At 48.9% G+C, this 12,871-nt stretch carries 13 protein-coding genes; 7 read left to right on the top strand and 6 right to left on the bottom strand.

The features are described from left to right. Positions 1–270: 270 nt before the first annotated feature. Entirely contained in the window at positions 271–678 is a 408-nt protein-coding gene (locus UNDYM_RS03805) for a zinc-ribbon domain containing protein (protein ID WP_197740975.1), read from the bottom strand. 653 nt (positions 679–1,331) lie between these two features. Further along, the gene (locus UNDYM_RS03800; RefSeq protein WP_162039848.1) at positions 1,332–2,897 is read right to left on the bottom strand and encodes an RNA-binding protein; all 1,566 of its coding nucleotides are present in this window, start codon (positions 2,895–2,897) and stop codon (positions 1,332–1,334) included. A gap of 445 nt (positions 2,898–3,342) precedes the next feature. Here UNDYM_RS03800 and rtcR point away from each other — a divergent pair, with 445 nt between their 5' ends. Continuing rightward, entirely contained in the window at positions 3,343–4,953 is a 1,611-nt protein-coding gene (gene rtcR, locus UNDYM_RS03795) for an RNA repair transcriptional activator RtcR (RefSeq protein ID WP_162044431.1), read from the top strand. Between the two features lie 12 nt (positions 4,954–4,965). Here rtcR and UNDYM_RS03790 read toward each other — a convergent pair whose 3' ends face one another. Then, positions 4,966–5,886: a GNAT family N-acetyltransferase gene (locus UNDYM_RS03790; protein WP_162039847.1), complete on the bottom strand. Its 921-nt coding sequence runs from the start codon at positions 5,884–5,886 to the stop codon at positions 4,966–4,968. A 266-nt stretch (positions 5,887–6,152) separates the two neighbouring features. Between UNDYM_RS03790 and UNDYM_RS03785 the strand changes: the two genes are divergently transcribed. Together UNDYM_RS03785 and UNDYM_RS03780 are read left to right on the top strand one after the other, a co-directional pair. Then, positions 6,153–6,944, top strand: a complete 792-nt coding sequence (locus tag UNDYM_RS03785; protein WP_162039846.1) for a DNA/RNA non-specific endonuclease — start codon at positions 6,153–6,155, stop codon at positions 6,942–6,944. Between the two features lie 174 nt (positions 6,945–7,118). Continuing rightward, entirely contained in the window at positions 7,119–8,348 is a 1,230-nt protein-coding gene (locus UNDYM_RS03780; protein ID WP_162039845.1) for a Yip1 family protein, read from the top strand. 191 nt (positions 8,349–8,539) lie between these two features. Here the strand turns inward: UNDYM_RS03780 and UNDYM_RS03775 are convergent, their stop codons facing one another. Beyond that, on the bottom strand, positions 8,540–9,091 hold the full coding sequence (locus tag UNDYM_RS03775; RefSeq protein ID WP_162039844.1) for a sterol desaturase family protein: 552 nt from the start codon (positions 9,089–9,091) through the stop codon (positions 8,540–8,542). Between the two features lie 273 nt (positions 9,092–9,364). Between UNDYM_RS03775 and UNDYM_RS03770 the strand changes: the two genes are divergently transcribed. Next, the gene (locus tag UNDYM_RS03770) at positions 9,365–10,399 is read left to right on the top strand and encodes an OmpA family protein (protein ID WP_162039843.1); all 1,035 of its coding nucleotides are present in this window, start codon (positions 9,365–9,367) and stop codon (positions 10,397–10,399) included. Positions 10,400–10,516: 117 nt separating this feature from the next. Here UNDYM_RS03770 and UNDYM_RS03765 read toward each other — a convergent pair whose 3' ends face one another. After that, entirely contained in the window at positions 10,517–10,828 is a 312-nt protein-coding gene (locus UNDYM_RS03765; protein ID WP_162039842.1) for a BON domain-containing protein, read from the bottom strand. Between the two features lie 87 nt (positions 10,829–10,915). Next, positions 10,916–11,458, bottom strand: a complete 543-nt coding sequence (locus UNDYM_RS03760) for a hypothetical protein (RefSeq protein ID WP_162039841.1) — start codon at positions 11,456–11,458, stop codon at positions 10,916–10,918. 81 nt (positions 11,459–11,539) lie between these two features. Between UNDYM_RS03760 and UNDYM_RS31295 the strand changes: the two genes are divergently transcribed. Genes UNDYM_RS31295 through UNDYM_RS03745 form a run of 3 tightly spaced genes read left to right on the top strand, consistent with a single transcriptional unit; the run spans position 11,540 to position 12,851 of the window. Then, the gene (locus UNDYM_RS31295; protein WP_370529081.1) at positions 11,540–11,950 is read left to right on the top strand and encodes a CsbD family protein; all 411 of its coding nucleotides are present in this window, start codon (positions 11,540–11,542) and stop codon (positions 11,948–11,950) included. A gap of 50 nt (positions 11,951–12,000) precedes the next feature. Continuing rightward, positions 12,001–12,486: a hypothetical protein gene (locus UNDYM_RS03750; RefSeq protein ID WP_162039840.1), complete on the top strand. Its 486-nt coding sequence runs from the start codon at positions 12,001–12,003 to the stop codon at positions 12,484–12,486. A gap of 44 nt (positions 12,487–12,530) precedes the next feature. Then, positions 12,531–12,851 (top strand): hypothetical protein, encoded by a 321-nt coding sequence (locus tag UNDYM_RS03745; protein ID WP_162039839.1) that lies wholly within the window; start codon positions 12,531–12,533, stop codon positions 12,849–12,851. Positions 12,852–12,871 lie beyond the last annotated feature (20 nt).

The following is a 12,871-nucleotide window of genomic DNA, read 5'->3' as shown; positions in this document are numbered from 1 at the left end:
CTACACGAAACCGAGATTTCGTGACGGGCTTCGAACCCGCGACAGCCTCATTAAAAGTGATGTAATTTCACCAGCATTCGCCTAAACTTTTACTTACTGCACAAACTCTTTCATTTCCTATTACTTCCTATTACTTGCGGCGACAAGGGTTTGTGAAACCGACGGCCGGGAGACTCTTGTCAGAGTCAGTACCCAGGCTACACCAGACCATACTGAATCTGTTAACCACCTTAGGACCGTTGCACGTTCACTGGCATTCGCCTGAAAACTCTATTGTTTGTGCTTTGTTGCCAGGCTGCTCAAATGCGTGTCCCTGGCTTGCTTCTTTCTTTGCTGCTCTATCTTCCTGCAAGGGCGACATCGAATAGCTACACTATTGATATTGCCTTGCATAATCTCGTACCACCACTTTTGCTGCTTGCCTGTCCATATCTGTGCGCATCCGCAATCACGACAGTTGAAGGCGTAGTCCACATAAAACAAGGGCAAGAAAATAGCATTCTTATTGTGACTTAATGCCTCACAATTAGCCATGACTGCTCCAACGGGTGCAGGCATCGCATAGACATCAAAACTTTCTTTCGCGGGTATGCGCGCGCGCCGCTTTTCCATGATTTCTGCCCGTCTTTGTTTTCCACTTTTCATCACGTCCATACTTTTAAAATAAAACCCCGACAAGTGTTACCAGGATTTCTGCTTCACTCTTGCGGAATGAAACAGATTGGAGTCGCACCAATATAATCTATGTAATCCTGATGGCATTCGGGTAAAACCAGATTGAACAAGCCAGGACAAAAATTTGAAGTGAAGTCTCATTTTCGCAAAATGTAATCACCTCAGCATTCCTGGCTTATTCAAAACCTTTACAAATCCATTTCCTGAACCACCCTATGACAAGAATTGCTGTGAACATTGCAAATGTAGTCACATGAGCATTCACAAGGTATTCAAGAAACTGCAACAATGATATTTATTGAATATGGCATGACAAGAACAGAGGGTGATATTACGTTACAAGTGTAATCACATCAGCATTCATGCCATATTCAAAACCTGTACTGCTGCATCTGATTGCGGTATTGAGAAACACGGTACGACAAGGATTGCTTGCGATTTTTTTTGGATGTAATCGCCCGCGCATTCGTACTGCATTTCAAACTCAGGACCACACTCACATGGTCTTTGAATCACAGCATGACAAGGTTTAAAGGTGATTTTACAGTTTTCAGATGTAATCACATTTACATTCATGCTGCGTTCAAAAACGTTTACTACCTGGACTGGCGAGGCATTTACTACACATCTACTGCATTTGCCCCGCCAGCGGGTCTCTAAATATCAATTGCCTTTACTTCACCTACCCAGTGCTCTGCACTTAGCTGACCGGCAGCAAAGGCAGCGATGATTTTAAATACGGCATCAGAAAAACCACCTACATTCAAAATATCATCTCTTTCTGCTGCCTGAGTCGTGCCATAAGGTGCAATGTCTATGCACACCAGTTTGGCTTGTGGATTGCGTTGTTTAAACACATTCCATTCCGCCATGGTGGCAGTAGTACGGCTACGACCTGCATCCATCCAGGATTCATTGTCAGAGACAAAGATCACCAGGTCAGCTTGCGCTTTCTGTTTGTTCAACTGCACCAGTGGTGCACTGCAATTGGTTCCGCCACCGCCTATTGCTGCCAGCTTTTGCGCATTGGTCATCACGCTGTCACGTGGGTTCAAATCACATTTCACGACCTGCTCTTCAAACGGCAAGACCAGGGTCGATGGATTCTTGCGCAACATGGCTGCAGCTACCAGGGCTGCAATGTCTATGCAACGTACTGCAGTCGTTGCCGAGCCACGGTAGCCTGTGACAGCAGATGACATGGAACCAGACACGTCAGCACATACCACGACCTTGCCAAATATTTCTGGCACATTGCTCAAGGCGATTTCCATCGCATCTTGCAGCGCATTCTTGATCGGCAACGGTACTTCTTCATTGGCTACCTTGTAAGCCGCCATCAACTGGTAAGGAAACACCTTGGCTTTGGCAATTGCCTCTGCATTACTCAATTTAGCGGCGATCAAGTCCACCATGCCAGGCAAGGCATACACGCCATGACGTCCAAAGGTGTTCAAGTTCATACGCAACATCTGCCAGCCAGCCTGACGGGCAATTTGCGCCCAGTCTTCTGTCGTCAAGTCCATCGCTGTCAGCATCTGGAAAGGCACATCCGGCAAGGCCAGGCTGCGGTCTTTCTTGTATGCTTCAAACGCTGCCACTACAGGTGGCAAGGATTCGGCCTTGTATGGCTTGCCTATCAACCAGGCAAAGAAGGCTTCACGCCATGCTTCAACAGGTTTTGGATGCACCATTTTTACAACGTCTGCCAGTGATGGCGTAGTACCCACCGCTGCTGCCAGTAATTCTTTTTCGCTGGCAGTATTCAACCATGCCTGTACCAGTTTTTTAGGACGTGAACCCAGAGACTTACGGCCTATCGCACCTGAACGCAGTATCTGCACAAAGTTACGCAACATCTTGCCGTTGTTCATTACACGCTTGAAAGTACGCGGCAACTCGACTGCATTACGCATGGTCAGTGCTGCCACCAGCAAGGCTGGCATGTCTTTCATGTAGCCACGCTCACGGCAGTAGATCGCAGTTTGCGCTACAAACAGTGGCGTTACCTCTTTAGTCAAATCCAGCACTGTTGCCAGTTGCGCCTCTGCGCTAGCGTAGTAAGTCGCGTTCAAACAACCAGTAGCTGCATATTGCGCCAGCTTGTGTTCGGCGGTGAACTTGTAGGCCGCAACGCCAGAAAAATTTGTTGTATCGGTGACTGGCAAAAATTTGTTTGTCAGTGAGTTTTTTAAACTCTGGAACAATTGTGTGTTAACCATTTCATTTCCTTTTTTCTTTTTATTAAACTCTTTCAGATTTTTCCAATCTGGTGGACACGACGGGATTCGAACCCGCACAATGCAACAACCAGAGCATTACTTCTGGCCACTGTCATGATTGGAAACGCGCGCCAGTTGACACCCTTACGGGGAGCGGCAACCTGCATCTGCAACCTTGCTCATGACAATACTTAGACTGCATCTGGTTTTATCCAGCCCACCCAGGACTCAATCGTTTTCGGTGGTGGCACTCCCTTCATGCCTGCATGCCCTACACTCCATCTATTGCAATGGGCGTGCCAGGTCTGTGCCATAGCGCCCAATATCCGCTTAAGTTATTGATTTAAATGGATAAGTAAAGAAATAAGCGAAATTTCGCAAGGCCAGCCCATAGTCACTATTTCCTATATAATTATCCGAATAGATAAACCTTTATCTCAATATGATCAAGAAGAAAAAAGTCGTCATCGGTTTTATAGGCACACAACTCGATAGTGGCCGGGGCAGTGGTCGCTGGGAAAAATGGCGGCCTACGGTAGCGCTGACCCAGCATGAAGACATCGTCATAGACCGCATTGATTTGCTGTACAGCGGCCAGCATGAACCCTTGCTCGCGCAACTGGAAAAGGATATCGCTGATACTTCGCCAGAGACTAAAGTACGTTCACATCAGCTGGAAATAAAAGATCCCTGGGATTTTGAAGACGTGTATGGCTGCCTGTTTGACTTTGCCAGGTCTTACCCTTTCGATACCGACAAAGAAGAATACTGGGTGCATATCACGACGGGCACCCACGTCGCGCAAATTTGCCTGTTCCTGATGACGGAAGCCAGTTACCTGCCTGGCAAACTCTTGCAGACTTCGCCGCCACGGCGGCAGACCAAGGACAATTTTGGTGAGATGACCATCATTGATCTGGACCTGTCACGCTATGACCAGATCGCCCAGCGCTTTAGCCGTGAGCAGGAAGAAGGAGTGGCCTTCCTGAAATCTGGTATTGCCACCCGCAATGCGCGCTTTAACACCATGATAGATGAGATAGAACGGGTCGCCATCAAGTCCAAAGCAGCGATTCTGTTGATGGGGCCAACTGGTGCGGGCAAGTCCTTCCTGGCGCGGCGTATCTTTGAATTGAAAAAAGCCAGACACAGGCTGGAAGGCAAGTTTGTCGAAGTCAACTGCGCCACCCTGCGCGGTGATGGCGCGGGCTCTACCCTGTTCGGCCATATCAAGGGCTCATTCACCGGCGCCATTTCTGACCGACCCGGCTTACTAAGGACGGCACACAAGGGCTTGCTGTTTCTCGATGAAATTGGTGAGCTGGGCCTGGATGAACAAGCCATGTTGCTCAAGGCTGTGGAAGAAAAACGCTTCTTCCCGGTGGGTGGCGACCATGAAGTGCAAAGCGATTTCCAACTGGTGGCGGGCACCAACCGTGATCTGGGCAAGGAAGTGGCGGCAGGCCGATTTCGCGAAGATTTGTACGCACGTATCAATTTATGGTCGTATGAATTGCCTGGCCTGAGTGGACGGGTAGAAGACATTGCGCCTAATATCGATTACCTGCTGTCGCAATACAGTGCTGAGAACGGGCAGATGGTGCGCTTCAATAAAGAAGCGAAAGACAGCTATATGGAATTTGCCACTTCGGCCCAGGCGGTGTGGGCAGGTAATTTCCGCGATTTGTCTGCCTCAGTCACGCGCATGGCCACGCTGGCTGACGCCGGGCGCATCAATGACCAGAATGCCGGTGAAGAAATCAAGCGCCTGCAACGCCTGTGGTCACATGCACATGACGATGGCAGAGACACGCATGAACTGGATTTGCATGACTATCTGGATGCAGAACAGCTTGCCCAACTGGATTTATTCGATGCGGTGCAATTGCAGGCCGTGCTGGCAATATGTGTGCGCTCTAAAAATATGTCGGAAGCAGGCCGGAAGTTATTTGCCGCTTCGCGCAGCAACAAAGCCAGTCCCAATGATGCAGACAGGCTCAAGAAATATCTGAACAAGTTTGGCTTGCAGTGGGATACCCTGCACAAGAATGGATGACAGACACAAGTTTCAGTTGTGCCGCTCTATGATGACATAACCGTTTTCTGCCGTGCAAAACTGGCTGAAGCCCCTGCGGCTCAGCATCTTCATCATATTTGACCCTGTCTTGCAGGCTGCGAACAGACGGCGGTTTTTAAAATGCATGCAAAAGAAATCGGTCATGGCGGCACCTATGCCCAGGCCACGGTATTCGTCTGCCACCACCATGGCATGCAACTCGCGTTCTGAACCCTGCTGGTTATCAACACCGTACAGCATGAAGAAACCGGCCATACGGCCATTGATGATGGAAACCCAGAATTCGACTGGCACTTTTTGCTGGCCGCCAGCCCAGGTATGCCTGACGGTCTGGCCCTCGACGATGCCTTGCCTGAAAGCCGTAGCCAGCGTGCGCTGCAATACGGCATTTGAAATATCTTCTGAGAGATCACCGTTTTGCGCTCCGCTGACTGCCAGGCGCACTATGCCATCAGCATCATCAGGCAAGGCCCGGCGTATGCTGGAACGGTTGCGCCTTTGCTGGCGCATGAGCCTGACATTGGCACGCAAATATTCAGCATATCTGAGCAGGCGTTGATGCATGCTCTTGACTGTCATCACCAGTACCGCAATCGCCCCGTACAACAACATGCTCTGGACTATATCAAATGCCAGCAACAGCAAACTGCCCGCCTGGAAAAACTGGCTGAATACCTGCGCCCTCGCCAGACTGGACAGGACAACAAAGAAAACCGTCATGCGTTGCGACAGCAAGGCGGCACTAAAGGCCACCGGGAAGACATAAAAAGGCGCATAGAAGCTGTGCGGCCCGGTGAATTCATCAAGGCAGTACAGCATGACTTCCAGCAAAAGCAAGCCTGACAATACCCAGCGAGCTTCAAGCTTGAGCAGTTTATTTCTGGCGGCGGTCAGGGTAGCAGTAGAAAACATCAGGTTTGGCAGTATTTTTTGATCTGCGGCATAGTCAGCCAAGTGGATCAAATAGGCAAGTATTTTATTGTCAAAATAGTCTCTATTTGTTACGACACATTTCCGCTTGAAAATCAGGCGATTCACTGAGCAACAAGATACCCCGAGGAAAATCATATAGAATCCAGCCCTTTTGCATTTTACTCAATTTACCTGTCTCTGGACTTGCCAGATAATCAATCTGCTTCGCTCAGGAAATGCTCCGTCCGGCACCCGCCTTCATATACATGCTAAAAAAACTCGCCAAGCTCAGTCCACTGCTCGTTTTTGCTGTCATCAGCCTCTCCTTTGTTGATCTTTCTTTTCTGGATAATGCTGTTTTTAATTTCCCCAGCCAGGCCACAGGGGAATTTGCCGGGTGCCGCCAGTTCTTTGCCAAGGGGTACGTTCCAGCTCTGCCTGCCTCTGGCAACATGCGCCCGCGCGCCCTGTGTTTCTCTGCATTTGCAGTCATGCATTCAGGCAAGAGCCACACGCCCATCTATGTCGCTGAAAGATTGAATCGCCAGATCATCTACAAGGCCAGGGAAAATGTACGCAGTGACCAGTTCTATGCCGACGCCAGGCTACCCCGTGCAGAAAGGGCCGAACTGGATGACTACAAGGGTTCTGGCTATGACCGTGGGCATATGGCACCGGCTGCCGACATGGCAGACAGCACCGCCATGGCGCAGAGCTTTTCGCTGGCGAATATGGTGCCACAGGTGCCAGTGAACAACCGCAAGACCTGGGCTGCCATAGAAAAAGCCACACGCCAGTATGTGCTGCGGGCATCGGGCGATGTGTATGTGATTACCGGCCCGGTTTACGATTCGCGACCAGCGACAATTGGAAACAATAAGATTTGGGTGCCCAGACACCTGTTCAAACTGGTCTATGACCCGGCGATCGGCCGCGCCTGGGCATACTGGGTAGAAAATACAGACGAGGCACATGCCAGCAAACCCATAAGCTACAAGGACTTGGTCAATAAAACCGGGATACAGTTCCTGCCACTGGCTGGAAATGATGACAGCTAGCAAGTCTTGAGATTCATTGTATGGAAAACAGCAGAAAAGCGCTTTATTTTGTCCTACTTGCAAAAAACTGTAATAAACTTTGTCGCTTAGTGAAAAGATAAGTAGCCTGTTTTCTTCAGTTTTCCTGTTTTGGGTCGCAGATACCGGCCCTGCCCTTTATTAAAGGAAAAACCCATGAATCTCGTAGAACGCGCGAAAAATATCACCCTGACGCCAAAAACAGAATGGCCCGTCATCGCTGCTGAAACCACCAGCACGGCAGACATCTTCAAGAACTACGTCGCCCCTCTGGCTGCCATCCCTGCTGTTTCCAGTTTTATAGGCATGAGCATTATCGGGTTCAGCGTCCCCCTGCTGGGTAATATAAGACTGCCCATCCTCACCGGCATCACAGCGATGGTAATGAGCTTTGTATTCGCCTTGATCGGCGTTTATCTGATATCGCTGATCATCGATGCCCTGGCACCGCAATTTGGTGCAGAGAAAAATCCTGCACAGGCCCTGAAGGTGGCGGCCTATTCTTTCACACCTGCATGGCTGGCAGGCATACTCTCGCTCTTGCCATCTCTGAGCATGCTTGGCATTCTGGCCGGCGCGTATGGCATTTACCTGCTTTACCTTGGCCTTCCTGTGCTGATGAAAGCTCCCCAGGAAAAAGCAGGCGCTTACACCGCAGTATCTGTTGTCTGTTCGGTCGTGATGATGGTTGTATTCAGCATGGTGATAGGCGCAATTGGTGGCAGCGGCATGTATGGTGCCGCCAGCATGCATGCCTCGCGCAATTCTGCCGCCAACAGCGGCGCGCTCGGTGAGCTGGAAAAAATGGGTCAGAAAATGGAAGATGCCAACAAAAAGATGGAGGCTGCTAAAAAATCTGGTGACCCCCAGGCTGAAATGAAAGCCGCAACTGAAGCAATAGGCGTTGCACTGGGTGCTGGCAACCAGGCAGAAGTGGTCGATAAAGACAAGCTGAAAGCCCTGTTCCCGGAAGCCATAGGCGGTTTGAAACGCAATAGCCTGGAAGGTGAAAAATCTGCCATGGGCGAATTCAAGGTTTCCAAGGCAGAAGCCCGCTACGGTGATGAAAACAATCATCAGATCAGAATGACCATCACTGACACGGGCGGCAGCAAAATGTTTGGTGCCATGTTTGCCTGGGGCATGATGGAACAAGACAAGGAAACCGATACTGGCTATGAAAAAATGGGCAAGGTCAATGGCCGCCCCACCCATGAAAGATTCCAGAAAGAGGGCCCATCGGGCGAATACAGCCTGCTCATCGCTGGCCGCTTCCTGGTAGAGGCACATGGCGATAATGTCGATATGGCGACCATCAAGACTGCCTCGGCAGCTGTCGGTTACGACAAACTCGAAGCGATGAAGAATGAAGGTGTCAAGCAATAATGCAGTCAGTAGTAGCAACAAGTGGTCTGCAGACGATTGCTTCAAATAGCAACAACCATGCTCAAATGAGGCAATGGGTTGATGGCTGATATAGCTTGATGTCCTGACTATCAAATACTGCTGTAGTCATGACTGCAGCAGTAGTTTTTCACTGCACAACCGCAGATTTACCAGCCTCGCAGTTTCCCCTTTCATTTCCTTCCGTTACTGCAAAAAACCTCATCCCAGAAACCTGTGCTCACACCAAAACACACAGGGCGAGCGTCCACATGATGGTGACGTGCATGCCAGATTTTCCTTTCCTTTAACCAAGAATGATTTGCTTTCCAATGGTGGGTAGCGTGATGGGTAATCGTATAAAACAAATATCCCCCTGTCAGCCCCAAAGTCAGCGCGCAGGCCCGTAACAAATTTCCCAAAAGTATGGCGGGAGTGAAAACCAAAATAACGATCAAAGTCAGACTCAGAATAGTCGGCGTTCCAATTAGTGCAGAAGGACGGGCATGATGCAACGCATGCCACCGTTTGAATGGCTGCAGGCCGTGGAGTATGAACCGGTGCAGGAAGTATTCTATAAAAGTGGATGTAAACAAGCCGGCAAGCACAAATATGACTACCTCTGCCAACTTGCGCAAAGGAGTGCTCAAGGTCAAAAAAATCAATAAGCAAGTTACTGCAATGCCATACAAAATAAAATCGGTCAGGTAAGCGGCCTTACTGTGTTCCAGAGAAAAAAATGCCATGTAGATCCTGTTCGGTTGAATTCAATTTTCAATACTCCACATCATGGGCCAAAACTTCGGTCTGCTCAGTGCGACGACACACATAGGCAACAGCTCGCTACGCCAATTCCTTAGCTATTCAACTGCTAAAAAAACCACATTTGTGCGTCAGCGCACCGATGAAAGTCGGCATTCTCTCTAATCTCGCATGCAGGATTTACTAATAAAGTGAAATCCCGTTTTTTTTGCACAAATCATTTCGCCCCCCATCTTTTTTAATTGGAAAGAGTATTCATGAACAATCTAAAAACAATTCCTGCAGCCCTGGCCTGCCTGTTTTGCGCAAGCACAGCAATGGCCGAAGACTACAATCCATCCTGGTATATAGGTGGCAGCGTCCATGCTGCTGAAACAGATGAAACTTTCGGTGCGGGTAACCGCGGCTATGGCGTGGGCCTGCGCCTCGGCAAGCCTCTGTCAGAAAACTGGGATGCGCAAATCAATACCAACTACACGCGCGCTACTGACAACGGTAAACGCTATCAACAAAATGCCCTCGGAGTTGATCTGCTGTATCTATTTTCTCGTGAAGCATTCCGCCCTTACCTGGTCGTAGGTATCGCTGCCAACCGCGACAGAAGCAATGGTGGCCTGAAGGCAGGCGACAGTACGGCACCGGCAGCCAGCGCAGGTCTGGGCGCACAATTTTCCCTCAACGATCAATGGTCTGCCCAGGTCGAATGGCGCAAAGTGCATGGCTACCTGCACAATAATGACTTTGGCTTTAGTCAGGCCAGCAATTCTCATCTGTCATTTGGTCTCAACTATGCCTTTGACAAGCCCAGGGTTGCAGCCAGACCTGTAAGTTATGCACCAGCACCACCTCCAGAACCTGTCGTCGTGCAAGCGCCACCACCACCTGCACCAGTCGCACCACCGCCACCGGTCTATCAAAAAATAACCCTGTCTGCGACGGAATTGTTTGCTTTTAACAGTGCGGTACTAAGTACTCCGCAGCCAAAACTTGATGACATCGCCGCAGCGCTGAATGCCAATCCACAAATCAACCAGGTGGTGATTACCGGCTACGCAGATCGCATAGGTTCAGACAAATACAATTTGAACCTGTCGGAAAAACGCGCGAATTCTGTCAAGACCTATCTGAACAATAAGGGCATTGATGGACAAAGACTGAACGCCATAGGCAAAGGCGAAAGCAATCCTGTGGTCGTGTGCAATAACAAGAAACGTAGCGACCTGATCGCTTGCCTGGAACCCAACCGTCGCGTGGAAATCGAGCAATTTACCGTTGAACAGCGCATCAAGTAAAACAAACAGGTAACATACTTATGCAAGACGGGAGCCATGGCTCCCGTCTTTTCTTATTCCGGCAAAAGAAAACGCTGTCAATCTGCATTGACAGCGTTTTCCCATGCGAAGACCGGCTTATTTCAAGCGCATATCATTTTTCACAGAGCGCACGCCCTTGACATTGCGTGCAACAGACACAGCTTTTTCAATATTGGCGCTGGAAGTCACGAAGCCGCTAAGCTGCACAACGCCTTTGAATGTTTCAACATTGATTTCCATGGATTTCAATGTTGGCTCATTGAAAATTTCTGCCTTGACCTTGGTTGTGATGACGGAGTCATCAACATATTCTCCCGTTCCTTCTTTTGTCGATGTGGAAGCGCAGCCAGCGATTACCAACATGGAACCGACGAATACCATAGCCATCATGCGTTGAGCGATTTTCATTTTTATCTTTCAGAGATTAATTACATTAAATGAACACCAAGCCGGCTGATGCGCATTGCAACGGCACGGCTTTGGGGTTAAGCCGGCTTACTTGCCAAACTTTGATTTTGCTGCTGCGACACAATTGTCTTTACCCTGGCCCGACAAGGCATCACATTTTTCTATGGCGACCTTGTACTCTGCGTTGACCTTGTCGTCATTGGCATCCACGCGGGCATCGATGACTTTTTTGTCTGCTTTGGCATTTGATACGGCGGCAACCTTATTGGACTTGGCCTGCTTGATGCAGACATCCTTGTCATTTCCGCTCATGCTGCCGCACTTGGCTTTTTCTACGTCATAGTCAGCATCAGCGATGTCTTTTCTTGCGCTTGTGCGTGCGGCTACCGTATTTTTATATTCTGCCTTGGCATTTGCTTCAGCATGTACGCGGGCAGCCTTTGCTTCGGCCAGGCAAACATCTTTGGGATTGCCGGTAATCGCGTCACATTTACTTTTGGCGAGTTTGAACTCGGTACTTGCAGCCTCTTTCGCGCCTGTATAGGCAGTTGATTTTTCATCTGCAGCAAAGCTGGCGGCGCTGCTCAGGGTGGCTGTGCAAAACAGCATCATGGCGATTTTTTTATTCATATATTCCCTCTTAGGTGTGAGTTTTAAACATTAAACAGATAGGCTATCTGCAATCAACAATTGCAACGTCGGAAAAGTCCGATGCCTTATTTTGATATCAGTCAGATCACATATCTGTTCGGTATCGAACATTGCCCAAGAAATATTTCTTTACCCGGCAAGCGTCTTTTTTTCACGATTTTCTTTTTAGAGTGTGCCAGCGCACAGATGAGGTTGGCGGAAAGGCATAAATTTGTCATGCATCATCAGAGCAAGTTTTTCTCAAAAAAGCATTTATTAACCTTACCAGGAAAAATCATGAACAAAGACCAGATTAAAGGCGCCGCTAACAACATCGCGGGCAAAGTACAGGAAGGCACAGGAAAAATCCTAGGCAGCAAGGAGCAGGAAATAAAAGGAATTCAAAAACAGGTTGTAGGCAAAGCACAGCAAATCCTTGGGGATGCCCATGAGGCCATAGATAAAGCCACCAAGAAAATTACCCGCCCATAAGAACTGGCCTGGTCTTCCATGAACCACTAATTACCAGAGGAGCAGACATTATGATCACAGCCAATGACTCGCAAACACTGAACATGAGAAGCCTAGAAGGTAAATCAGCAGGGCAGACTGCACACAATCTGCCGAAACATCTTTATGCGCGACGCAGCGATTTCAAGGGACAAATCATGGAACAGATGGATTCTCATTCCAGCATCAGCACTGGTACGGGCATAGGTATGGCGGTTGGATGTGTGCTTGGAATGATCAATGCAACGCTTGCAGTGCTGATCTCGCCGTTCTTTATCCCCGGACTCGGCTTGTTGGTAACCCAACCTATGGCAGCTGCTCTAACAGGTGCGGGAATAGGAATTGTTTGCGGCGCCGTCATCGGAGCCTTGCTGGGCTGGGGCATTACCAGTCAAAAGTTTGAGCAACTGGAAACAGAACTCGAATCCAACAGCAAGTTTTTGACGACAACCAACACCAGCGACCAGCAAAGACTCGAAGCATGGAAGGCTCAACATGGCGAATATGCCAATATTTGAGTCATGTTTGGTAGATAAGAACGCATCCTTGAGGGAGAAATACCATGATGGTCAAACATGATGCAAAACGTGATGCCAAACGTGATGCATACATAGCCAGCATCAAGGCACAGCTGGATGAACTCAATTTCGGCATGACAGACATGGAAGAAAGAATTACTGCCTCAAAAGAAGTGATGCGATCGCATTATGTAAAGGAAATGGAAAAACTACATATCCAGGCACAGCATTTAAGTGAAAAGCTGGATGAAATCAAATCTGCCAGTGAAAGCAGTTGGGAAAGCATGATCACCACGACCGAGCAGCTACGTGATGCCTTTGTCAATTCCTGCCACTATTTTAAAGCGCAACTCAGGGATGAATAATTCCTGATTGCAGCAATCAG

Origin of the sequence: Undibacterium sp. YM2, assembly GCF_009937975.1 — a bacterium.
Taxonomy (GTDB): Bacteria; Pseudomonadota; Gammaproteobacteria; order Burkholderiales; family Burkholderiaceae_D; genus Undibacterium.
This window is presented reverse-complemented; position numbering and strand designations above follow the sequence as displayed.